29 protein-coding genes are annotated in these 21,075 nt (G+C 61.1%); 16 read left to right on the top strand and 13 right to left on the bottom strand.

Translation table 11 applies throughout. The annotated features are described in order from the left end of the window. The first annotated feature begins 61 nt into the window (after window positions 1-61). The 3 genes from ACSQ3F_RS01740 (at window position 62) to ACSQ3F_RS01730 (ending at window position 1,472) form a co-directional block, all read left to right on the top strand. A complete protein-coding gene (locus tag ACSQ3F_RS01740) occupies window positions 62-289 on the top strand; it encodes a F0F1 ATP synthase subunit C (RefSeq protein WP_018330055.1) in 228 nt (75 codons plus the stop codon). Window positions 290-361: 72 nt separating this feature from the next. Next, window positions 362-970 carry a F0F1 ATP synthase subunit B gene (locus ACSQ3F_RS01735; RefSeq protein WP_436098630.1) on the top strand — a complete coding sequence of 203 codons (609 nt, stop codon included), beginning with the start codon at window positions 362-364 and terminating at the stop codon, window positions 968-970. Window positions 971-980: 10 nt separating this feature from the next. Then, a complete protein-coding gene (locus tag ACSQ3F_RS01730) occupies window positions 981-1,472 on the top strand; it encodes a F0F1 ATP synthase subunit B (protein ID WP_436098629.1) in 492 nt (163 codons plus the stop codon). Window positions 1,473-1,575: 103 nt separating this feature from the next. On the opposite strand, the gene ACSQ3F_RS01725 is transcribed toward ACSQ3F_RS01730, so the two are convergent. The 3 genes from ACSQ3F_RS01725 to ACSQ3F_RS01715 all read right to left on the bottom strand — a co-directional run bounded on the left by ACSQ3F_RS01725 (window position 1,576) and on the right by ACSQ3F_RS01715 (window position 4,064). Next, entirely contained in the window at window positions 1,576-1,869 is a 294-nt protein-coding gene (locus ACSQ3F_RS01725; protein ID WP_436098628.1) for a hypothetical protein, read from the bottom strand. Between the two features lie 203 nt (window positions 1,870-2,072). Beyond that, a complete protein-coding gene (locus ACSQ3F_RS01720) occupies window positions 2,073-2,756 on the bottom strand; it encodes a ribonuclease HII (RefSeq protein WP_436098627.1) in 684 nt (227 codons plus the stop codon). 150 nt (window positions 2,757-2,906) lie between these two features. After that, window positions 2,907-4,064 (bottom strand): PA0069 family radical SAM protein, encoded by a 1,158-nt coding sequence (locus tag ACSQ3F_RS01715; protein ID WP_436098626.1) that lies wholly within the window; start codon window positions 4,062-4,064, stop codon window positions 2,907-2,909. Between the two features lie 238 nt (window positions 4,065-4,302). Here ACSQ3F_RS01715 and ACSQ3F_RS01710 point away from each other — a divergent pair, with 238 nt between their 5' ends. Next, window positions 4,303-4,839: a glycosyl transferase gene (locus ACSQ3F_RS01710; RefSeq protein WP_436098625.1), complete on the top strand. Its 537-nt coding sequence runs from the start codon at window positions 4,303-4,305 to the stop codon at window positions 4,837-4,839. A gap of 22 nt (window positions 4,840-4,861) precedes the next feature. Here ACSQ3F_RS01710 and ACSQ3F_RS01705 read toward each other — a convergent pair whose 3' ends face one another. Both ACSQ3F_RS01705 and ACSQ3F_RS01700 read right to left on the bottom strand, forming a co-directional pair. Beyond that, on the bottom strand, window positions 4,862-5,281 hold the full coding sequence (locus tag ACSQ3F_RS01705) for an SRPBCC family protein (RefSeq protein ID WP_436098624.1): 420 nt from the start codon (window positions 5,279-5,281) through the stop codon (window positions 4,862-4,864). Continuing rightward, window positions 5,274-5,618, bottom strand: coding sequence for an ArsR/SmtB family transcription factor (locus ACSQ3F_RS01700; protein WP_436098623.1), 345 nt, complete (start codon window positions 5,616-5,618; stop codon window positions 5,274-5,276). Before ACSQ3F_RS01700 ends, ACSQ3F_RS01705 begins: the two co-directional genes overlap by 8 nt. Window positions 5,619-5,669: 51 nt before the next feature. Here ACSQ3F_RS01700 and ACSQ3F_RS01695 point away from each other — a divergent pair, with 51 nt between their 5' ends. Together ACSQ3F_RS01695 and ACSQ3F_RS01690 are read left to right on the top strand one after the other, a co-directional pair. Continuing rightward, window positions 5,670-5,801, top strand: a complete 132-nt coding sequence (locus ACSQ3F_RS01695; protein WP_436098622.1) for a hypothetical protein — start codon at window positions 5,670-5,672, stop codon at window positions 5,799-5,801. A 1,017-nt stretch (window positions 5,802-6,818) separates the two neighbouring features. Beyond that, complete coding sequence (locus ACSQ3F_RS01690) at window positions 6,819-7,727, top strand: LysR family transcriptional regulator (protein WP_436098621.1); 909 nt, start codon at window positions 6,819-6,821, stop codon at window positions 7,725-7,727. A 270-nt stretch (window positions 7,728-7,997) separates the two neighbouring features. Here the strand turns inward: ACSQ3F_RS01690 and moaB are convergent, their stop codons facing one another. The 4 genes from moaB to ACSQ3F_RS01670 form a co-directional block, all read right to left on the bottom strand. Next, entirely contained in the window at window positions 7,998-8,540 is a 543-nt protein-coding gene (gene moaB, locus ACSQ3F_RS01685; protein ID WP_436098620.1) for a molybdenum cofactor biosynthesis protein B, read from the bottom strand. Further along, entirely contained in the window at window positions 8,527-9,456 is a 930-nt protein-coding gene (locus ACSQ3F_RS01680) for a 4-(cytidine 5'-diphospho)-2-C-methyl-D-erythritol kinase (protein WP_436098619.1), read from the bottom strand. The genes moaB and ACSQ3F_RS01680 overlap by 14 nt, the downstream gene beginning before the upstream one ends. 12 nt (window positions 9,457-9,468) lie before the next feature. Further along, the gene (locus ACSQ3F_RS01675) at window positions 9,469-11,289 is read right to left on the bottom strand and encodes a tetratricopeptide repeat protein (protein ID WP_436098618.1); all 1,821 of its coding nucleotides are present in this window, start codon (window positions 11,287-11,289) and stop codon (window positions 9,469-9,471) included. 271 nt (window positions 11,290-11,560) lie between these two features. After that, window positions 11,561-12,577 (bottom strand): polyprenyl synthetase family protein, encoded by a 1,017-nt coding sequence (locus ACSQ3F_RS01670; RefSeq protein ID WP_436102011.1) that lies wholly within the window; start codon window positions 12,575-12,577, stop codon window positions 11,561-11,563. Between the two features lie 109 nt (window positions 12,578-12,686). Between ACSQ3F_RS01670 and ACSQ3F_RS01665 the strand changes: the two genes are divergently transcribed. The 4 genes from ACSQ3F_RS01665 (at window position 12,687) to ACSQ3F_RS01650 (ending at window position 15,077) form a co-directional block, all read left to right on the top strand. Beyond that, window positions 12,687-12,911 carry a putative signal transducing protein gene (locus ACSQ3F_RS01665; protein ID WP_349437548.1) on the top strand — a complete coding sequence of 75 codons (225 nt, stop codon included), beginning with the start codon at window positions 12,687-12,689 and terminating at the stop codon, window positions 12,909-12,911. 221 nt (window positions 12,912-13,132) lie between these two features. Beyond that, complete coding sequence (locus ACSQ3F_RS01660; protein ID WP_436098617.1) at window positions 13,133-13,903, top strand: tRNA1(Val) (adenine(37)-N6)-methyltransferase; 771 nt, start codon at window positions 13,133-13,135, stop codon at window positions 13,901-13,903. 85 nt (window positions 13,904-13,988) lie between these two features. After that, window positions 13,989-14,855 (top strand): S49 family peptidase, encoded by an 867-nt coding sequence (locus ACSQ3F_RS01655; protein ID WP_436098616.1) that lies wholly within the window; start codon window positions 13,989-13,991, stop codon window positions 14,853-14,855. Between the two features lie 30 nt (window positions 14,856-14,885). Beyond that, a complete protein-coding gene (locus ACSQ3F_RS01650; protein WP_436098615.1) occupies window positions 14,886-15,077 on the top strand; it encodes a hypothetical protein in 192 nt (63 codons plus the stop codon). A gap of 35 nt (window positions 15,078-15,112) precedes the next feature. On the opposite strand, the gene ACSQ3F_RS01645 is transcribed toward ACSQ3F_RS01650, so the two are convergent. Further along, window positions 15,113-15,427: a type II toxin-antitoxin system RelE/ParE family toxin gene (locus tag ACSQ3F_RS01645; RefSeq protein WP_436098614.1), complete on the bottom strand. Its 315-nt coding sequence runs from the start codon at window positions 15,425-15,427 to the stop codon at window positions 15,113-15,115. Further along, complete coding sequence (locus ACSQ3F_RS01640; protein ID WP_436098613.1) at window positions 15,417-15,707, bottom strand: hypothetical protein; 291 nt, start codon at window positions 15,705-15,707, stop codon at window positions 15,417-15,419. Before ACSQ3F_RS01640 ends, ACSQ3F_RS01645 begins: the two co-directional genes overlap by 11 nt. A gap of 185 nt (window positions 15,708-15,892) precedes the next feature. Here ACSQ3F_RS01640 and ACSQ3F_RS01635 point away from each other — a divergent pair, with 185 nt between their 5' ends. The 3 genes from ACSQ3F_RS01635 to ACSQ3F_RS01625 all read left to right on the top strand — a co-directional run bounded on the left by ACSQ3F_RS01635 (window position 15,893) and on the right by ACSQ3F_RS01625 (window position 17,597). After that, the gene (locus ACSQ3F_RS01635) at window positions 15,893-16,123 is read left to right on the top strand and encodes an AbrB/MazE/SpoVT family DNA-binding domain-containing protein (RefSeq protein ID WP_436098612.1); all 231 of its coding nucleotides are present in this window, start codon (window positions 15,893-15,895) and stop codon (window positions 16,121-16,123) included. Then, complete coding sequence (locus ACSQ3F_RS01630) at window positions 16,120-16,530, top strand: PIN domain-containing protein (protein ID WP_436098611.1); 411 nt, start codon at window positions 16,120-16,122, stop codon at window positions 16,528-16,530. The genes ACSQ3F_RS01635 and ACSQ3F_RS01630 overlap by 4 nt, the downstream gene beginning before the upstream one ends. Window positions 16,531-16,634: 104 nt before the next feature. Continuing rightward, window positions 16,635-17,597 (top strand): glycine--tRNA ligase subunit alpha, encoded by a 963-nt coding sequence (locus ACSQ3F_RS01625; protein ID WP_436098610.1) that lies wholly within the window; start codon window positions 16,635-16,637, stop codon window positions 17,595-17,597. A 212-nt stretch (window positions 17,598-17,809) separates the two neighbouring features. Here the strand turns inward: ACSQ3F_RS01625 and ACSQ3F_RS01620 are convergent, their stop codons facing one another. Beyond that, window positions 17,810-17,947 carry a hypothetical protein gene (locus tag ACSQ3F_RS01620; RefSeq protein WP_436098609.1) on the bottom strand — a complete coding sequence of 46 codons (138 nt, stop codon included), beginning with the start codon at window positions 17,945-17,947 and terminating at the stop codon, window positions 17,810-17,812. A 333-nt stretch (window positions 17,948-18,280) separates the two neighbouring features. On the opposite strand from ACSQ3F_RS01620, the gene ACSQ3F_RS01615 reads away from it, so the two are divergent. After that, complete coding sequence (locus ACSQ3F_RS01615) at window positions 18,281-18,619, top strand: antibiotic biosynthesis monooxygenase (RefSeq protein ID WP_436098608.1); 339 nt, start codon at window positions 18,281-18,283, stop codon at window positions 18,617-18,619. A 100-nt stretch (window positions 18,620-18,719) separates the two neighbouring features. Here the strand turns inward: ACSQ3F_RS01615 and ACSQ3F_RS01610 are convergent, their stop codons facing one another. After that, a complete protein-coding gene (locus tag ACSQ3F_RS01610; RefSeq protein WP_436098607.1) occupies window positions 18,720-18,917 on the bottom strand; it encodes a hypothetical protein in 198 nt (65 codons plus the stop codon). 203 nt (window positions 18,918-19,120) lie between these two features. Between ACSQ3F_RS01610 and ACSQ3F_RS01605 the strand changes: the two genes are divergently transcribed. Beyond that, window positions 19,121-19,669, top strand: a complete 549-nt coding sequence (locus tag ACSQ3F_RS01605) for a LemA family protein (protein ID WP_436098606.1) — start codon at window positions 19,121-19,123, stop codon at window positions 19,667-19,669. Between the two features lie 93 nt (window positions 19,670-19,762). After that, a complete protein-coding gene (locus ACSQ3F_RS01600) occupies window positions 19,763-21,037 on the top strand; it encodes a 3-phosphoshikimate 1-carboxyvinyltransferase (protein WP_436098605.1) in 1,275 nt (424 codons plus the stop codon). Window positions 21,038-21,075: the final 38 nt, after the last annotated feature.

Here is a 21,075-nt window from a genome sequence, read left to right as displayed (position 1 = left end):
CCGGCCGCGGCCGGTGAAGGCGCCAAAGTTAGCCGCAACAACCATTTCGAAGGAGAAAATCATGGAAGCGGAAGCAGCAAAGTTCATCGGCGCAGGTCTCGCTTGCCTCGGCATGGCCGGCACGGCTCTCGGCCTCGGCAACATCTTCGGCAGCTACCTGTCCGGCGCTCTGCGCAACCCGTCGGCCGCTGACAGCCAGTTCGGCCGCCTCGTATTCGGCTTCGCCGTTACGGAAGCTCTGGGCATCTTCTCGCTGCTCGTAGCACTGCTGCTCCTTTTCGCCGTCTAAGACCGGCTTGAAGGCAGGGTCGCGGTTTTAAGCCGCGGCCCGCATCTTTTCTGAATGCACCTGGAGGTGAGCATGTTTGTGACCGCGGCCTATGCCCAGTCAACCACCACCGAAGGCGCAGAGACCCACGACGCCGCTGCCGGCGAGGTCCACACCGAGACTGGTGTAGCCCAAGAAGGCGGACATGGCTCGGGAGTGTTCCCGCCCTTCGATTCTTCGACATTCGCATCGCAGCTTCTGTGGCTGGCGATCAGCTTCGGTCTTTTCTATCTTCTGATGTCGAAGGTCGTCATGCCGCGCATCGGCAGCATTCTCGAAACGCGCCACGATACGATCGCCCGCGATCTGGACGACGCTGCTCGCTCGAAGGCCGAGGCAGACGCTGCAGTCGCCGCTTACGAGCAGGAGCTGGCAACGGCCAAGGCCAAGGGCAACGCGATTGCCTCGACCGCCCGCGAAGCCGCCAAGGCAAAGGCTGCAGCCGACCGCACCGCAGTCGAAACCAGCCTGAACGACAAGATTTCCGCCGCTGAAGCTCGTATCGCCGATATCAAGGCGAAGGCGCTGGCCGACGTCGGTTCGATCGCTGAGGAAACGGCAAGCGCCGTCGTCGAGCAGCTGATCGGCGGCAAGGTATCGAAGACCGAGATCGCATCCGCGGTCAAGGCATCGGCGAAGTAAGGAGCGCATCATGGATTTGACCTCACTGGCCACATTCTGGGCTTTCGTCGGCCTGGTGCTTTTCCTCGCGCTCATCGTCTACCTCAAGGTTCCGGGCATGCTCGCCAAGTCGCTCGACAACCGCGCGGCTCGCATCACCAACGAACTCGTTGAAGCCAAGCGCCTGCGCGCCGAAGCCCAGTCGCTGCTTGCCGAATACCAGAGCAAGCGCAAGGAAGCCGAAGCGGAAGCTGCCAACATCGTTGCTGCAGCCGAACGCGAAGCCGAAATGCTGACCGCCGAAGCCAAGCAGAAGACCGAGGAATTCGTCGCCCGCCGCACGGCCCTGTCGGAACAGAAGATCAAGCAGGCCGAAACCGACGCCATCAACTCGGTCCGCGCGACCGCCGTCGACATCGCGATTGCCGCCGCTGAAAGCGTCATCACCGCGAAGTCGGATGCCGCGACCCAGGCCGCGCTGTTCGCCAAGGCAATCGGCCACGTGAAGACCCGTCTGAACTGAACAGTCGCTTCATAAAGCATGGAAGAAGGTCGGCTCGCGCCGGCCTTTTTTTGTTGTCGGTGGGGAGGATTATCGGCGCGCGGATGAAAGGGCGGCGATTGTTTCAGTTGCCTTTGATTGTCACAGGCGCAAGCGTGAGGCAGGCTTCCTCGAACTCCCGCATCGTTTCCGGCGCATTGTCAGCCGGCAGGACTGCGTCCGTGGCAATGTCCGTTGCATCATCAGTCGATTGACCGTCGTAGACATAGGACTGGATGTAATAAGCCAGCCCGCCCTTCCAGACCTTGCGGCCATCGATCTCCTTGCAGGCGTAGGCTGTCTGCAGGTCGGCTTGGAGGTCATCTGCAGTCGGCGGCGCGGCTGCCGACGCATCCGTCGCCGCTGTGATTGACAACATAATCAGGCCAAAGATCAAGATCCCGATCCTTCCAAGTGATTCGCGAGCCAGGCGCATGGACTCTATAACGCAGCAAACCCCCGGTTTGTTGCCGTGGGTAGCCATTGGGGCGAAAATATCGGGGTTTTCCGCAGGTATTTATGAGTGTTGTCTAAAATCCGCGCTGCGCGGGTGTCGCTCTCGTCCTGCCCGGCAAAAGGCTGTCAGGCGGCAAAGTCGTCGTCCGGCGCATCTTCTCCATCCTGCCGCAGCGGGCGGAAGCTCATGCGGTGCAGCGGGCAGGGGCCGTGGTGGTCGATGGCCTTGCGGTGGCGGGCGGTGGCATAGCCGGCATGCATGGCAAAGCCATAAGCGGGGAATACAAGATCGGCCCGGGTCATCATCCGGTCGCGCGCCACCTTGGCGACGATCGAGGCGGCGGCGATCGAAAGCGATCGCGCATCGCCCTTGACGACGGCCTTGCCCTGGCAGGGAAGCCCCGGCGGCACGTCGCGGCCATCGGCGAGCACCAGGGCAGGGCGCGACGACAGCCCGAGCACCGCCCGGCGCATGGCATCGAGGCTGGCCTTGCGGATATCCGTGCCGTCGATCCTGCCCGCGGCCGAGGAGGCGATCGAGACGATGGCCGAGGAAAGGATGATGTCGAACAGTTCCTCGCGCCGGGCGACCGAAAGCTGCTTGCTGTCGTTCAGCCCTTCCGGAATGTTCTCCGGATCGAGGATCACGGCAGCCGCAACCACGGGACCCGCGAGTGGTCCGCGTCCGGCTTCGTCGGTGCCGGCGACCGGCCAGAGACCATCGCGCCGCGCGCCGGCCTCAAAGCTGAAGTCGGGCCCCTCGATGGTTTCGAAGAGAAAGGGGGAATCGGGCGGTGTGCTTCGTGACATGCGGCGAAACTTGCACACAAGCCCGATTCCCTGCAAGTCCTCCGGCAATGAGGCGGCTGCCGGAGGATGGACCGATCGAGCCTCGGGGCAAGAAACAGGATCGGTATTCGATATCCGGGGAGAAGCCCGGACGAAAACGTCAAGACGCCACTAGAGCAGCGATAGTTGAACGCCGGTTCCAAGTGGCGGAACGAACAGGTCGCAGTTCAGCGGGCGCTTCGCCACGTTCAGTTCGAGCCGCTTGGCCGCCAGTTCGAAGCGCCGGCCGATCTGCCAGGCATAGGGACCGGCGCCCTTCATGCGCTTGCCGAACTCGGCATCATAATCCTTGCCGCCGCGCATCGAGCGTACCAGCGACATGACGTGGCGGTAGCGGTCCGGATAGTTGCGGAGCAGCCAGTCGCGAAACAATGGGCTCACCTCGAGCGGCAGGCGCAGGAGCACGTAGCTCGCATGGGTCGCGCCGGCTGTCTTGCCGGAATCCAGCACCCGCTCGATCTCGTGGTCGTTGAGGGCCGGGATGACCGGCGCCATCATCACCGTTGCCGGAATGCCGGCTTCCGACAGCGCCTTGATCGCTTCGAGGCGCTTCGATGGCGTCGAGGTGCGCGGTTCCATCAGTCGGGCGAGCTTGCGGTCGAGCGTTGTCACGGACAGGCCGACTTTCGCCAGCCCCTTCTCGGCCATCGGCGCGAGAAGATCGATGTCGCGCATGACCATCGCCGATTTGGTGACGATCATCACCGGATGGTCGCAGGCCTTCAGCACCTCGAGGACCTGGCGCATGATCCGCCATTCCTTCTCGATCGGCTGGTAGGGATCGGTATTGGTGCCGATCGCGATCGGGCGCACCTTGTAGCCGGGTTTGGCCAGTTCGCGTTCGAGGAGTTTTGCCGCATCCGGCTTGGCATAGAGTTTCGTTTCGAAATCAAGCCCCGGCGACAGGCCCATATAGGCGTGGGTCGGCCGGGCGAAGCAATAGATGCAGCCATGCTCGCAGCCCCGATAGGGATTGACCGAGCGATCAAAAGGGAGGTCGGGGGAATCGTTGCGGCTGATGATCGAGCGCGGCTTTTCGACCTGAACATCGGTCTTAAGCGCTGGAAGATCCTCCAGCGAGTCCCAGCCGTCATCTTCAAGCACCCGGGAGGCCGGTTCGAAACGTCCTGACGTATTGAGGGCGGCTCCCCGGCCACGCCTGCGGTCGATCTCGATTCGCAGACCGGAACCGGCGATCATCGCTTCGGCCATATCTGCTGTGTTGGCGGGCGCAAGGGCGCCCTGCCTGATCTGAGACAGCTCGTTCATGGGGTTCTCCGGGGACTGTCCTTGCGGACGATCCGTTGTCCTCTGATTATTTTCCTAGCCCAAAAAAGAGAACAAGACAAGAACAAAATGACGAAATGGTGTCGTCAGCGCGGGGTGAGGATGAGGCGGATGAGCAATTCAGCCTTCGTTTGCGCGCGGATTCATCATGAATGAAAAGTTAATTGCCCGGAAACGAAGGCTTTATGGAAATTGCCGGTGCGATGCGGTATGGACGGCGATGCTGACGATCATAATCGAAACCCGCAACAACGAAGCCGAACTGGCGCAGACGCTGTCGGCGCTGGTCTCAGGTGCCGTGGAAGGCCTGGTGAGCGACGTGATCATCCTCGATCACGGCTCGCGGGACGGTTCCAGCCGTGTCGCCGATGCCGCCGGCGCGCGTTTCTGCACGAACTGGGATATGAAGGACATCGTTCGCTCCGCCCGCGGCGACTGGCTGCTGCTGCTGGAGGCGGGTGCAAGACCGGCAGGCCGCTGGATCGATGACGTGGCGGAATATATGTCCCTTAGCAGGACACCGGCGCGTTTTTCGCCCTCGCGGCTGCATCGCCGGCCGTTCCTAAAGCGTGTCGTGACCCGCCTGGCGCCGCTTGAACTCGGTTTCCTCTTGTCGCGGCAACAGGCGACGGCGATCGCAAAATCCGGCATGCGGCTCAGCGATTTCGCGACCGGCAGGGCGGTGCGCCGCCTCGGCAGCGAACTCGTGCCGGCCTGGGTCGCGATCGGCAATCGCCCCGGCGCGGACGATCGGTAGGGGGCGCGCAGCGCCGCCGCCTTCACGACAGCAGGGCGTCGAGTTTGCCCAGGATGCCATTCCACCCCTTCTCATGATTGTCGCGGCTTTCCTCGGACATGAACTTCACGTGGGTCAGCACCACTTCGGTGCCGTCCGCGACGGGGTTCAGCACCAGTTCGACCTGCGTATCAGGGGCAGACCAGGGCGCCTCCCAGGTAAAGACGATCCGCGAGAACGGGGTAAGTTCCTTGTAGGTGCCTTCATGCGGATATTCCTTGTCGCCCACCATCAGCACGAAGAACCGCCCGCCTTCGCGTGCGTCCGAGCGGGCCTCGGCGACATGCATGTCCGGGCGCGGTGACATGAAACGGGTCATCATCGCCGGATCGAGCCAGGCGTTGTAGACCTGCTTTGGGCTGGCTTTGATGGTGCGGCGGCAGGTGAGGCTAAGGTCAGTCATTGTCCGGCTCCTTTGTCAGCAGTGTTCCAAGGGTTTCGAGGCGGAGGTCCCAGATCGACCGCAGACCCGAGAACCACTGGTCGATCTCGGCCAGCGGTGCCATCTGCACTTCGATCAGGTGTTCGCGCCACTGGGTGCGGCGGCTGACCAGCCCGGCTTTTTCCAGGACCATGATGTGCTTTGACACGGCGTTCAGACTCATGTCGAAGCGGGCCGCAATATCGGTCACACGCGCTGGGCCTTCTTGTGCGAGATGCGTCAGTATCGCACGGCGCGTGACGTCGCTTGCGGCTTTGAGGATCAGGGTCAGTTGGTCAGAGTCGGTTCGTTCAATCATATGGATGAATTATCATACGAGGCGTCCTCAGTCAACTATATGGATGAATGAATGCCGGCACCCATCGTCTTTTGGGTCCTGACCCTGGAAACAGCAAAAGAGCAGGCCCTTTCAGGCCTGCCCGGACTTGATGAAAATGAATGGCTGAAAAGGTCTTGCCGAGCGGCCGAAGCCGCGCCGTAGTATACTTCCCGCAGTATTCCGCTGCTAAAGCTTTGGCGCAGCGGGAGTGGATCGGTCGATGCGTCTCGGTGCTATGTGCGGCTTCCTCACCCCGTTTTGCCGATGAGGAGAGTTTTATACCGGCGCGCGCGCAGGCGCTGTTCCGGATGGAACAGGGAGAGCAGGAGCGGCAGGGAGAGGCGTTTTATCGCGGGCCTGGCGAAGTTTGAAATCAGGACCACCGGCGCTCATGAAGCCGGCGGCGCCGAAGGCCATGACGCCTAGAACAATGCCCGGCGCCGATGCGGCGGTTGCGAATAGTGAACGGCGCTGCGGATGGGAACGGTTCGCCACTTCACCATCCGCAAAAGGCGGGGTTCGATACAAAGCGGAAAAACCTCCAGCTACTCGCCGCCGCGTCGCTGGAGCTACTGCATAATTCCTTAAATCGGAATCGATTTAAGGATAAAATTATGCAGCATTCCAAAGTGTTACAGCGACCTTTGCGCGTCTGAAAAGACGCGCGGCGCTGTAGCATCGGACGCGAAGCTTCAACATGTCCATGAGCATGTTTTGTATTCTTGGCGGCAGTCTCTACCCCGGCTCGTCTTGCACGTGCTGTAAACTTGTATGCAATTTGAAAGGCAACTTGTCCGCTCGTCGGACTCGGCTAAACGAAGAGGATTTCCGTCATTGACGTTAATCTTGGAATTCACACTACATTGATATGAATAAGCCGCCAGGTCCCGGGGGATTTTGCCGCATTCTTCTGCAGCAATGGCCGGCAAATTTGCAAGGCCGAGTAAAACGAGGGAAGCCAAGCGAGTTCCAATCCGCAGATAACGCATGATCAGCTCCTTTAAGTTGATGAAAGAACGATGGTCTGTGAAGTAGCTAGAATTACTTTGTTGCGGCTTCGAAGATCAACGTCTTGTTGCCGTCGCGGCACGATCAATTATCCAGATGGCGATGCTTCTGTCTTGTGCTATGTTTTCTTCACACCGCTGCAAAAATTGCAGCGGTGACGCGGAGGTGGCCATGCGTTATCTGAACTCCGCTCACTACATCGATATGGTTTCGAAGACCGGTTCAATCCGTGCCGCTGCGGAATCGCTATCCATAACATCGACGGCGCTCAATCGCCGCATTCTGGCGATGGAGGCGGAACTCGGCGTTGCAATTTTCGAGCGGCTGCCGCATGGAGTGCGGCTGTCCACCGCGGGCGAGCTTCTTGTGCATCACATGCGCAACCAACTCTCCGACATGGAGCGGGTGAAGGCGCAGATTGCGGATCTCGCCGGCGCCCGGCGCGGCCATGTCGCGATTGCCTGCAGCCAGGCGCTATTGCCCTATTACCTGCCGACCCAGATCGCACTTTACCGGAAGTCACATCCGAACGTGACCTTCAGCGTGCACCTGCGCGACCGCGAGGAAGCGGAGCAAGCGCTGGTCGATCACACGGCCGATATCGCAATCGTATACGAGCCGGCGCGGCTTGGCGCTTTCATGACCCGTGTGCGGGTCCACCAGCCCATTCAGGCGGTCGTACGGCCGGATCATCCGCTAGCTGCCCACAAGACTGTGCGACTGCGCGCATGCCTTGACTATCCGATCGCGTTGCCCACGTCATCTTATGGCGTCCGCTATCTGCTCGATATTGCGGCGCAGTCGTCGTCGTTGCAGCTGGAGCCGGTGATTCAGTCCGACAGCTTCGAATTTCTGCGCAACCACGCGATCTCGGAAAATATCGTAACCTTCCATTTCCCGATCGGCCTTTCCGACCACACAATGACCGGCGACATGATCTCCTGCCCGCTCGACCCTCGCGATGTTCCCGCCGGCGTGCTGTATGTCGGCCAGCTCAAGGGGCGCACTCTGCCGACCGCCGCCGATCGCTTCGCCGACCAGCTTTCCGCTTCACTTGCGCAGCAATATGACGCGTTCTAATCGCGGTCGAGGCGACTGCAGCCGGTGTTGACCGAGATTGTCGTGTCAGCAGGCTACTGCATAATTCCTTAAATCGGAATCGATTTAAGGATAAAATTATGCAGCATTCCAAAGCGTTACAGCGACCTTTGCGCGTCTGAAAAGACGCGCGGCGCTGTATGTGCGGGCACGTGTTCATCTATTCTATAGTCTGCGTCAATGCCGATAGTGCCGTCCCGCATGAAAGTGAGCATCATCCACTGTCCCGCAGGAGACATTTCGCGAACTACGTTAGCCGCGCTTCAGGTGCTCGCCGAGCCTTGGCATGATCTCGATGAAGTTGCAGGGCATGTGCCGGTAGTCGAGTTGCTGTTTCAGGATGCCGTCCCAGGCGTCGCGGCAGGCGCCGGGCGATCCCGGCAGCACGAAGATGAAGGTGGCGTTGGCGACGCCGCCGGTTGCGCGAGACTGGATGGTGGAGGTACCGATCTTGTCGTAGGAGATGCGATGGAAGACCTCGGAAAAACCGTCCATGCGCTTCTCGAACAACGGCTCCAGCGCCTCCGGTGTCACGTCGCGCCCGGTAAAGCCCGTGCCGCCTGTGGTGATCACCACGTCGATCGCATCGTCCAGCGTCCATGCTTTGACCTGGGCGGCAATCCGCTTCTTGTCGTCAGGCACGATGGCGCGGGCCTCAAGCCGGTGTCCGGCGTCGGTGATGCGGGCAGCGAGCGTATCGCCGGAGCGATCGTCGGCAAGCGTGCGGGTATCGGAGACCGTCAGCACGGCGATGCCGACCGGAACGAAGGGTCTCGTCTCGTCAATCCCGGCCATGATCGTCTTCCTCTCCGCTGACGCTGTTGCAGGCAAGAACGTACCAGTTCGGGTTTTGCGTTGAAAGAACGCCAGCAGCGGCGTCTCTTTCGGCAACAGTCGTAAACAGCCCGAAGCAGGTGGCGCCAGAGCCGGACATGCGGACGAACGCCGCTCCCGCCTGCAAAAGCGCATCCGCCACCGCGGTGATCGCCGGTTCCAGAAGCCGGGCAGGCGGCTCAAGGTCGTTGCGCATGCCTTTCAAAGCCTCGATCCAGTCGCTCGCGGCAACCGCTCGGTGGGCCATCGCAAGCGATGGATTGGTCTTGTTCGTCAGCATCCGGAAAATCGCAGGCGTCGATACCGCAACGAGCGGGTTGACCAGAAGCATAGGAAAGCACGGAAGCGGTATAGGCTGAAGCTCATCACCGATGCCGCTTGCGATAAGCGGCCGGCCCTTGAGACACATCGGCACGTCCGCCCCCAGCTTCAGCGCTATGTCGTGCAAGTTGCCGCGATCCGCAGAAGCGTCCCAAAGCTCCAGCAAGCCCAGAAGCGCCGCTGCGGCATCCGCCGAGCCGCCGCCGATGCCGGAGGCGACGGGCAGGTTCTTTTCGAGATGAAGGTGAACCGGCCCTGCCGCGATGCCTGTAGCAACCAGATGCGCCCGCAAGAGGTCACGCGCCCGGAGCACCAGATTGCCGGACGCGCCTTCACCCGTCAGCGGCAGATCGGTGGAAAACGGACCGGAAACGGTGAAGCGATCTTCCGTCGAACGGGAGAAGCCGATGCGGTCTCCCGCATCGGCGAATGTCACCAGGCTTTCGAGCAGATGATAGCCATCCGGCCTCTGACCGACGACATGCAGAGCAAGATTGATCTTCGCCGGCGCAAGCCGCGTCAGCGCGAAGCCCGGTATGCCGCCTTCATTTGCCATCGCAAGGCGCGGTCAGGATTTCTTGCCCGTTGCCACGTCCGGTGCAACCTTCTCGGGCAGGGTTTCCGCCGCTGCCGGAACCTTGGCCTCGACCGGCGGCAGGCCGTTTTCGATCTTCGCCTTGATCTTCGGGATCTCCGCTTCTTCAGGCTTCAGCGCCAGCGCCTGGTTCCACTGGAACACGGCTTCGAGCTTGCGCCCGACGCGCCAGTAGGCATCGCCGAGATGATCGTTGATGGTCGCATCGCCGGCCATCAACTCGGCGGCACGCTCGAGTTCGACCACGGCATCATCGAACCGGTTCATCCGGTAATAGGCCCAGCCGAGCGAATCGACGATGTAGCCGTCATCCGGCTTCAGATCGACCGCCTTGCGGATCATGCCGAGGCCTTCTTCGAGATTGATGTTCATGTCGACCCAGGAATAGCCAAGATAGTTCAGCACCTGCGGCTGGTCGGGGTTGAGTTCCAGCGCCTTCTTGAAGCTCGGCTCGGCCTTGTCCCAGATTTTCTGGCGTTCATAGGCGATGCCGCGCTGGAAGAAGATCGTCCAGTCGCCACGCTGCGGCACCGGGCCGATCGCCTCGACGGCGCGGTCGTAGACCAGCCCCATCTCCTTGTAATCCTTGGCGTCGGACAGCACGCTGCCATAGGCGATATAGCTGCGCACGTCTTTCGGATCGAGATCGATCAGCGCCTTCAGGTGCTTCTTGGCTTCGTCCACTTTGCCGATCGAGGCGAGGCTCAAGCCCAGTTGCATCTCGGAAAGTCGCCGCATCGGCGAATTTTCCGGCACGCTCCGGTAGAGCGCGATTGCCCGTTCCGGCTGCTTCAGGTTTTCGGCAATGCCGCCGAGCATGACGAGGATATCGGCGCTTTCCGGATCCACCGCACGGGCTGTCTGCAGATAGAGCGAAACGATGTCTTCCGCGCCGTCGCGGTTGAGGGCTGCGCCGATCGAGAAGAGCACGGCAGCGGCGCCCTGGGCCGCGCTGCGCACCTGCTGCTCCTGCGGCTTGCCATCTTCGATGCTCTTGCGCAACGCTTTCAGCGGAGCGTAGTTGCTGATGAAACCTTCACCCACTGAAATGGCGTCGAGTGCTTTGCGCTTGTTGCCGTCGCGCGCTTCAAGTTTCGCCAGCGCGACGACCGCGCGCATGAAGGTGTCCGGCGCCGCACTGCCCCCCTCGCGGTCAAGCACCGCATCGTTCAGCTTCGAACGCGCGGTGGACTTGTCGCCGGCGGCCAGCGCGATGGCGCCTGCATGGTAGGACTTGAAGATCTTGAACCATTCGGGGCCTTCCATGGCGCTGATCTGGGCGATCGCTTCCTTCGGCTTGCCTTCGCCAGCCTTGGCCCAGCCGAGCAGCAGCCCATTCATCAGCCGGTCGAGATCGTTCGGACCGTCATAGTTGAGGATCTTCTGCGCATGGCGATATTCCCGCTTGCGGATCGCTTCGACCGCGCGGGCGATCGTGGTGATGCGCTCGACGGAACTGTCGGACTTCAGCTCCTCGGCGATCTTCACGCCTTCATCGAAGTCGCCGTTCATCAAGCTCGTGATCATCAGGCGCTGCTTGACCTCGACATTGTCGGGCTCGAATTCGAGCGCCGTCCGGTAGAGCTTGGTCGCGGTATCGAGGTCGTGATCGACATCGGCGGTCCGGGCGGCGAGGAAAGAGCCCGAGAAGCTGTTGACCGAATCCACATCGAAGGGCTTGCTTTCCTCCACCGCGGCCTTTTCCTCGGCAAAGCTCTGGGAAGCGCCGCAAAACGACGCCAGGGCCAGGAACGCTGCGCCGCTGAGCAGGCGAAGAAGGTGTTTTTGCCGCATGACAAGCCTTTCGTTACGGGCGGCGCCCCTTGGCGCCGACGCCGGATTCGCGCGGAATCAGTCCCAAAATCATTAGCGTATTACCCGGTAAACCGGAATCGGTTTGAACGCGGGGCAAACGCAATTCGACATGTTGCCGTCAAGATCCACTGCCTTCGGTTGCGCCGGCGACGCGGCAACGATGCCATCATGAACGTACAGAATGGCTTTTTTGGCGCGGTGCGGCAAGAATTTCCTCTAGGGGACTCCAGCACATCAGCTGAGCGCCGGATCAGCTCACCCGCTCGATGCAGAAATCGATCACCTCGAGAAGCGCTGCTTTCCAGGGTGATTGCGGCAGGGGCGCAAGCGCATCGCGGGCGATGGTGCCGTAGTGCTGCGCCCGGGCGATGGTGTCGGTCAGGCCGCCATAGCGGGTGATGAGGCCGAGCGCCTTTTCCAGGTTCTGGTCGTCGCTCTTGCCGCCCTCGATCGCCTCACGCCAGAAGCTGCGTTCGTCAGACGTGCCGCGGCGATAGGAGAGAATGACCGGCAGAGTGATCTTGCCTTCACGGAAATCGTCGCCGACATTCTTGCCGAGATCGGCGGCCTTGCCGCCGTAATCGAGCACGTCATCGACCAGCTGGAAGGCGAGGCCGAGATTCATGCCGTAGGATTTCAGCGCATTGCGGCTTGCCTTGTCGGTCTTGGCGACGATCGGGCCGACTTCGGCGGCAGCGGCAAACAGCGCCGCCGTCTTGGCGCGGATGACCGAGAGATAGTCGTCCTCGGTCGTCTCCATGTTCTTGGCAACGGAAAGCTGCAGCACCTCGCCCTCGGCGATCACCGAGGCTGCCGTCGAAAGCACGTCGAGCGCTTCCAGCGCGCCGACATCGACCATCATGCGGAAAGCCTGGCCGAGCAGGAAGTCGCCGACGAGAACGCTTGCCTGGTTGCCCCAGATCATCCGCGCCGTCGATTTGCCGCGCCGAAGATCGCTTTCATCGACCACGTCGTCGTGCAGCAGGGTGGCCGTGTGCATGAATTCGACGCTGGTGGCGAGCTTCACGTGGGCATCGCCGGTAAAACCGAACATCGAGGCGGAAGCGAGTGTCAGCATCGGCCGCAGGCGCTTGCCGCCGGATGAAATCAGATGGTTCGCCACCTCCGGGATCATCTGGACGTCGGAACCGGCCTTGGACAGGATCAACTGGTTGACGCGCTCCATGTCCGCCTTCGTCAGGTCGACGAGCGGCTTCACGGATGCCTGTTTGTTTTTGCTGTCTTCCAGCGGTATCACTACGCCCAACACAAGGGACTCCTGTTCAAATTCCAGTTCGGACAATAGAAAGGGGGGCTTGTGGCGGCAAGAGGCGAATTGTCCCGCTTCTTCAAATTAGGCAGGAAAACGATCCGGAATGAAGGAATTGATCCGCACCAACGACGCCGTCGTGCTTTCTTTCGCCGAAAGCCTGATGAAGGAAGCAGGCATCGGCTGTTTCATCGCCGATCAGGGCATGAGCATCCTCGAAGGCTCGCTCGGCCTCCTGCCCCGCCGTTTTCTCGTGGCCGACGAGGAAGCCGACGAAGCGAGGCAGATATTGATCGATGCGGGGTTGGCTGCGGAATTGCGGGAGGTTTGACGGCGCATGCATCTCTCCTGGCAGGCTTACCCCCCTCTGTCCCTCCGGGACATCTCCCCCACAAGGGGGGAGATTGGCCGAGAGCTTCACCTTACATGGTATTTCCGGAGAGATCGTATAAGGGAAATGAACGATCTCCCCCCTTGCGGGGGAGATGTCAGCGAAGCTGACAGAGGGGGGTATAGCCGCCGCGCGCGCAAACGCGCCGGGGGCCTCCCCGCATGAAAACCCAAACCACCGACAGCTTCCACCGCGGTCAATTCCATGTGATCCAGCCGCTGGGGCAGGGGCACCGGTCCGGCATGGACGCGATGCTGCTCGCCTCGCTGGTTGCCTCGGACAAGCCGTGCCGGGTTGCCGATCTCGGTGCCGGCGCCGGGGCCGCCGGCATGGCCGTTGCCTCGCGGCTGGAGAATGCCGAGGTCCTGCTGGTAGAGCGGTCGCCGCTGATGGCGGATTTTGCCCGCAAGAGCCTCGCGCTTGCGGAGAACGAGCGTTTCAGTTCCCGCGTGTCCGTGCTTGAAGCCGATGTCGCGCTAACCGGCCGGGCGCGGGTCGCTGCTGGCCTCGCTGACGACCATTTCGACCACGTCATCATGAACCCGCCCTTCAACGACGCATCCGACCGCAAGACGCCCGATGCCTTGAAGGCAGAGGCGCATGCGATGCACGACGGGCTGTTCGACATCTGGATCCGCACGGCGGGCGCGATCATGAAGCCCGGTGGACAGTTGTCGCTGATCGCCCGGCCGGAATCGATCGCCAAGATCGTTTCCGCCTGCGGCCGCCGTTTCGGCGGCATCGAGATCACCGCTTTGCATCCGCGAACAGGCGAAAATGCGGTGCGCATCCTCGTGACGGCGATCAAGCAAAGCCGCGCCCGCTTGGCACTGCGGGCGCCGCTGATCATGCACGAGGAAGACACGCACAAATTCTCCGCATTCGTGGACGATCTGAACAACGGCCGCGCCGCCTATCGCCGCCGGCGATGATTTTCATGGCGCCGCCATTGCGTTTGGCCTGTCAATGCATACATGCCATCACGCAAAGCCAAAGAATGAAACGCAGGGAGTTGAGATGGCCGGATTTTTCAGGAAGCTGTTGCCGAGGCGTTTTCGCAAGGAGGGTATGACGATCCCGGTCGTCAGGCTGCACGGCGCGATCATGGCAGGTGGCAGCCAGTTTCGCCCGCTGCTCAACCTTGCCTCGGTTGCTCCGGTGCTGGACAAGGCCTTTTCGATGAAGGGCACGCCGGCCGTCGCCATCTCGGTCAATTCGCCTGGCGGATCGCCGGTACAGTCGCGGCTGATCTACCAGCGCATCCGTGATCTCGCCGAAGAGAAGAAGAAGCGCGTCATCATCTTCGTCGAGGACGTCGCGGCGTCCGGCGGCTACATGATCGCGCTGGCCGGCGATGAGATCATTGCCGACCCGACCTCGATCGTCGGCTCCATCGGCGTCGTCTCCGGCGGCTTCGGCTTCCCTGAATTGCTGAAGAAAATCGGCGTCGAGCGGCGCGTCTATACCGCCGGCACCAACAAGGCGATGCTCGATCCGTTCCAGCCGGAAAAGGAAACGGACATCGAGTATCTAAAGGGCCTGCAGCTCGAAATCCACGATGTCTTCATCGGCATGGTCAAGGCGCGGCGCGGCCATCTGCTTGCCGATACGCCCGATATCTTCTCCGGCCTGTTCTGGACCGGAAAGCGCGGCCAGGAACTCGGCCTTGTCGATAGTCTCGGCGACATGCGCGGCGAGTTGAAGAAGCGTTTCGGCGAGAAAACCCAGTTGCAGCTCATCTCCGCGTCGCGCGGCCTGTTCGGCAGGCGGCAGCCCGGTACGTCTGCGGCGGGCGCAATCGCCGAGCGCTTCGCGGCATCCGCCGTTTCCGGCCTTGCAGAGGTGGCCGAAGAAAGAGCATTATGGGGCCGCTTCGGCCTTTGATCATCTTTAAGGAAACGGGGGGAGAAGCGAATGCCGCAAATCATTCTTCTGCTGCTGTTTGCAGCCATCGCCTGGATCGGCTACCGAAAATTCGTGGCCGACGCCGAGAAACTCACCCGCCGCCAGCAGGAAGTCCGCCGCCGGCAGGAAACCGGCACGCAAGGCACGCTGGTCAAGGATCCGGTGACGGGGGAATACAGGCTGAAGAAGCCGGAGGCGTGAGCGCTGGGAAGCTACGCGCGGCTTGAACGGCGGTCTCAGCGACGTTCCCGGATTCGTGCCTGCCAGTCTGCTCCGCCATAGGTGATGGAGATGACGTCTACTATCTTTGTTTCATCATCGACCGTAAAGCAGATGACGGCCTTACCCGAGGCGGAAATGACGCGAAGCCCCGGATAGATTTCGCTGCGGATGGTGCCGATATGCGGGAAGTCGGTCAAGGAGAGAAGGCTGTCTTCAATCTCATCAACTTTTTCATCGGCGATGTCATATCCGGCATAGTCACCGATGAAGATGGTTATCTTGAAAAGATCGCTTTTGACGAGCGGATGGCGGATAACCTTATACGCCATTCTGCTTTTCAGCCTTTTTTTGGCGGATAAGAGCGCGAACTTCTTCGAACATCGTGTCTCCCTCCAAGGGGATCCACTGATCCTTCGGCAGTTCCATCCGCCGGTGAATTTCGTCAGCCATTCCGGCCAATGCATCGGCGGGAACCTCGTCATTCAGCATCATCTGCTCGATGCCGGCCTGAACGACACTGGAAATCGACGGGTACACGCCGTCCTTCACCATTTTTTCGGCGAACTCACGGTGGCTGTCGTCCAATTCAATGGCAATCTTGACGGTCATGACCCGATCCTTGTTTGCTGGTGAGCGTATCACAGGCCGCGAACTTGCCGCAATAAACCAGGAGGGAACGTGCTGAGTGAAAATCGAGCGGCATAGGCAAATGAGAAGACGGGTAATTTCACCGTCCTTGAGGTGTCGCCATTCGCCATGATATACTCTTTCCATTGTATATCAGGAGGTCGGCAATGCAGGTTTCGAAGTGGGGAAACAGTCTCGCCATTCGCATTCCCTCGTCGGTGGTCGAAGCGCTTCAGTTGAAGGAAGGCGATGAGGTTGCCGTCCGTATAGCGGGCGAACGTGATTTTGAGATCGGGCGCGATCAAACCCGGGAAAGGGCCCTTGAGCGCATAAAGGCTTTCGCCAAGCGCCTGCCCGCTGATTGGAGATTTGATCGCGACGAGGCAAACGCGCGGTGACCGGGCCACTGCTTGACACCAACATCCTGATCTACGCCTTTACCGGCGATCCGCGTGCCGCCCGGGCACAGCAGCTTTTGTCGGAGCCTTTTATTCTGAGCGTTCAAGCATTGAATGAATTTGCCAATGTTGCCCGGCGCAAACTGGGCATGAATTGGGCAGAAATCCAAAGTGCGATCGGCGACATAAGCACGCTCGCGACGGAGATCGTGCCTCTCGACAGAGAATGCAATTTGTTGGCTCTTGATCTTGCTGCACGATTCAACTTTTCGATCTTCGATGCACTGATGATTGCAGCCGCGCTTCAAGCGGGATCGACGCAGTGTTTTTCGGAAGACATGCAGCATGGATTGCTCATTGACAGGCGCCTCACTGTCCTCAATCCATTCTTGACGGCGGGAATATAGGCATCATCGACGACTATCCTTTTGCGCCTGCGTTTCTCCGCCCTTGACCCTCTTCGCCCAGCATGGCACCAGACAGCCAGCAAATTTCAACCTGGACTGACGCCATGACCACCGCCGCCCTGCCGGACCATATGAACCCCAAGCGCTCCTTTCAGGCGCTGATCCTGACGCTGCACAATTACTGGGCGAACAAGGGATGCGCGGTTCTGCAGCCCTATGACATGGAAGTCGGCGCCGGCACCTTCCATCCGGCAACGACGCTGCGGGCGCTTGGGCCTAAGCCCTGGCGGGCCGCCTATGTGCAGCCGTCGCGCCGTCCGACCGATGGCCGCTACGGCGAAAACCCGAACCGTCTGCAGCATTATTACCAGTATCAGGTGCTTCTGAAGCCCAATCCTTCGAACCTGCAGGAACTCTATCTCGGCTCGCTCGCGGCAATTGGGCTCGACCCGTTGCTGCACGACATCCGCTTCGTCGAGGACGACTGGGAAAGCCCGACGCTCGGCGCCTGGGGCCTCGGCTGGGAATGCTGGTGCGACGGCATGGAGGTCTCGCAGTTCACCTACTTCCAGCAGGTCTGCGGCATCGAATGCTCGCCTGTCTCGGGCGAGCTGACCTACGGCCTCGAACGCCTTGCGATGTATGTGCAGGGCGTCGACAACGTCTACGACCTCAACTTCAACGGCCGCGAAGGTGACGAGAAGATCAGCTATGGCGACGTCTTCCTGCAGGCCGAGCAGGAATATTCACGCCATAATTTCGAATATGCCAACACCGCGATGCTCCAGCAGCATTTCGTCGACGCCGAAAAGGAATGCCTGGCGCTTCTCGCCGCCGGCGCGCCGGATACCGGCGCCAACGCCACGCTGCACAAATGCGTGTTCCCGGCCTATGACCAGTGCATCAAGGCCAGCCACGTCTTCAACCTGCTCGACGCCCGCGGCGTGATCTCGGTGACCGAACGCCAGAGCTATATCCTGCGGGTGCGCACGCTCGCCAAGGCCTGCGGCGAGGCGTTTCTGCTAACGGATGCGGGCGGTGTGAACCTCGCAAATGAGGCTGCTTAAGCGGCAGCCTCAACACTACAGCGCCGCGCGTCTGTCCAGACGCGCAAAGGTCGATGTAACACTTTGATCTGCTGCATAATTCCTTAAATCGATTCCGATTTAAGGAATTATGCAGCAGGCCCGGCCGAACCGGCGCGGGAAGCTGGTCGAAACCGGCTGGCCTCGGCGGTTTAAGCCAGGCATAGGCGGGCTGGCGGCAGCCTCGGGTGCACTCAGCGCCTGTCCGTGTGGATGCGGACCGGCACGAGGCTCTTCTGCCGCTGTTCCCGTTCCTGCGTCCGACTGGCCGCGATATGGCTCAGGCCGATGAGAATGAGTGCCGAGAGGGTGATCATGGAGATTATGGTCATGTTTCAAATCGCACTTCATTGATGGTTTGGCGACGCTTTTGCCCCGCATTGCGCCGTAAGGTTTTCGGGCCGGCCCCTATGGCCTGGATCATGGCCTCAATTGGCCGTGCATGCGGATAATATGGAATAAGGATACGCTTTACCCGGCCGCCCGCAATCGCGAGTTTTAACTAGATCGTTTGCCGGCACGCTGCGATGGTTGACTGGCCGATGAACTGCGTGTGCCTTTTTCCAGAAAACTGACGAGAGCGCTCTTGACCTCAACTTTACTTGAGGTCGTAGAACCCCCTGCGTCGGGCCGCGGTGTGTGGCCGCCAGCCAAGGGAGACGCAGATGAGCATCCAGCAATCCGGCCAAGCGCCGCTTTATCGAATCAACAAATTCTCGGTACCCACGGAAAGCCGCGATGGCTTTCTTGATCTGATCGCCAGAACGCATGCAGTCCTGCGCAAGCAGGAGGGATTTGTCGCGGATCAGATCCTTGAGCAGCAATCCGGCCCCGGCGTGTTCAATTTCGTGACCACGATCGAGTTCAGTGGACCGGAGGTGATAGAGGGTATAATCGCCGCTGTTGCCACATTCGACCAGCGGGAGGGCATCGATCGCCAGCAGGCGATGGCCGGTCTTGGCATCAAGGCAGATATGGGGCTCTATCGCAGCCTGGACATTTGATCATCGGCTGCATCTGCACGCAAGCGGGCCGTCAAAGTCGCTCCCATATGGCGACTTGCGGCCCGTTTTATGTGGTCGGTATTGGGTGCACGCAGAGAGTTCAGACCCGATCGCTGGCATCGACGCCGATCTGCCAGACCGGCTTCAGGGTCGGATAGGCGCTGGTCGGAAGCTGGCCGGCATAGGTCTGCAGGGCGCGGCGGACGCCAGTCGGCTTTTCCACGGAAGCGCCGCTCGCATAGGCGAAGAACAAGGCCGAGAAGGCGATGACGTTGATGAAGGTTGCGAGCGGTTTCATGGGACTGTTGCTTTGCGGTTTGGTGTTGATCTGATGGACTGACTATCGTCCAAACGGCGCCGTCGCGCGGTTCCCGAAGGAACAGGCAAGGCGCGATCGCAATGCGAAAAGCGGGTGAAGACACAGCAGCGGAAAATTGTCTTCCAACGGCGGCGGACGATGCTTAAGTTGCGGAAAACCTGTCTCTTAGGAAGGAAACCTCGATGATCGGTCTCGCCATCGCTGCGGTCGTGATCCTGTACCTGATTTTCATCTATAACGGCCTGGTCAAGGCGCGGCAGGTCAAGGAGGAGGCGTGGTCCGGCATCGACGTGCAACTGAAGCGCCGCGCCGATCTCATTCCAAACCTGATCGAGACCGTCAAAGGCTATGCCGCCCATGAGAAGGGGACGCTGCAGGAGATCGTCGACCTGCGAAACAAGGCGCAGGCCGTGCCCGCGGGCGATGTCGCCGGGCGGGCTGCCGCAGAAGGCATGCTCAGCCAGGCGCTCGGCAAGCTCTTTGCGCTGGCGGAAGCCTATCCGGACTTGAAGGCCAACCAGAATTTCTCCGAACTGCAGCAGTCGCTGGAGGAGATCGAAAGCGAAGTGCAGATGGCCCGCCGTTATTACAATGGTGCGGCCCGCGACCTGAACGTCAAGGTCGAGAGTTTTCCGTCGAATTTCATCGCCGGCCCCTTCGGCTTCGCCAAGGCCGCCTTCTTCGAGATCACCAACGAAGCCGACCGCGCCGTGCCGGTCGTGAAGTTTTGATCTATCCCGAAACGCCATTCCGTCGTAGACGGCTGTCGATAATCGGTAGAGGCGCGCCGCCGAGACCAGGCAGTGCCGCAGGCATCAAGAGACATGAGCATGAGCAACGCTGACCAGAAATTGACCATCCTCCCGCCAGGCCATCCGCTTGAAGGCCGCGTCAGCCCGCCGGGGTCGAAGTCGATCACCAACCGGGCGCTGCTGCTCGCCGGCCTCGCGAGCGGCACGAGCCGTCTGACCGGTGCGCTGAAGAGCGATGACACCCGCTACATGGCCGACGCCCTGCGCGCCATGGGGGTGGAGATTTCCGAACCGGACGATACGACATTCGTCGTCACTGGAACCGGCAAACTGTTGCCACCGGAAAAGCCGCTCTTCCTCGGCAATGCCGGTACCGCCACGCGCTTCCTGACGGCTGCCGCAGCCCTCGTCGACGGCGTGGTGGTGGTCGACGGCGATCAGCACATGCGCAAGCGCCCGATCGCCCCGTTGGTGACGGCCCTGCGCTCGCTCGGCGTGACGGTCGAGGCTGAAACGGGCTGCCCGCCGGTGACGGTGTCCGGCACGGGTGATTTCGGCAAGGATCGCGTCACCATCGATGCCGGCCTGTCCAGCCAGTATGTCTCGGCCCTTTTGATGGCGGCAGCCGGCGGCACGCGGCCGGTCAATATCGAGCTTGCCGGCGAAGAGATTGGCGCGCGCGGCTATGTCGACCTGACCGTGGCCGCCATGCGTGCCTTCGGCGCCGATGTCCGCCAAGTCAGCCCGTCGATCTGGCAGGTCGCCCCGACCGGCTATCGCGCCACCGATTATGTCATCGAGCCGGACGCATCGGCCGCAACCTATCTCTGGGCGGCCGAAGTGCTGACCGGCGGCAGCATCGATCTCGGTGTTGCCGCAACCTCGTTCTCGCAGCCGGATGCCAAGTCCTATGAGGTGATCGCCAGCTTCCCGCATATGCCCGCCGTCATCGACGGCTCGCAGATGCAGGATGCGGTGCCGACGCTCGCCGTGCTCGCCGCCTTCAACGAGACGCCGGTGCGCTTCACCGGGCTTGCCAATCTGCGCGTCAAGGAATGCGACCGGGTGCGGGCGCTTTCCACCGGCCTGTCGAATATCCGCCCCGGCCTCGGCGTGGAGGAGGGCGACGATCTTCTCGTCGCCTCGGACCCGGCACTCGCGGGCCAGACACTGCCCGCCGACATCGACACCTTCGCCGATCACCGCATCGCCATGAGCTTTGCGCTGGCGGGGCTGAAGATCAACGGCATCTCCATCCTCGATCCAGGCTGCGTGGCGAAAACCTATCCGCGCTACTGGGACGAGCTTGCCTCGCTCGGCGTTGAATTTGAGGGCGACCGGCCGTGACACTTTGCTGACAGAGGCCTGAGGCTCGACTGGAGATT

The sequence above is a fragment of the Pararhizobium sp. LjRoot238 genome, from assembly GCF_964252955.1.
Classification (GTDB): domain Bacteria; phylum Pseudomonadota; class Alphaproteobacteria; order Rhizobiales; family Rhizobiaceae; genus Pararhizobium.
This window is presented reverse-complemented; position numbering and strand designations above follow the sequence as displayed.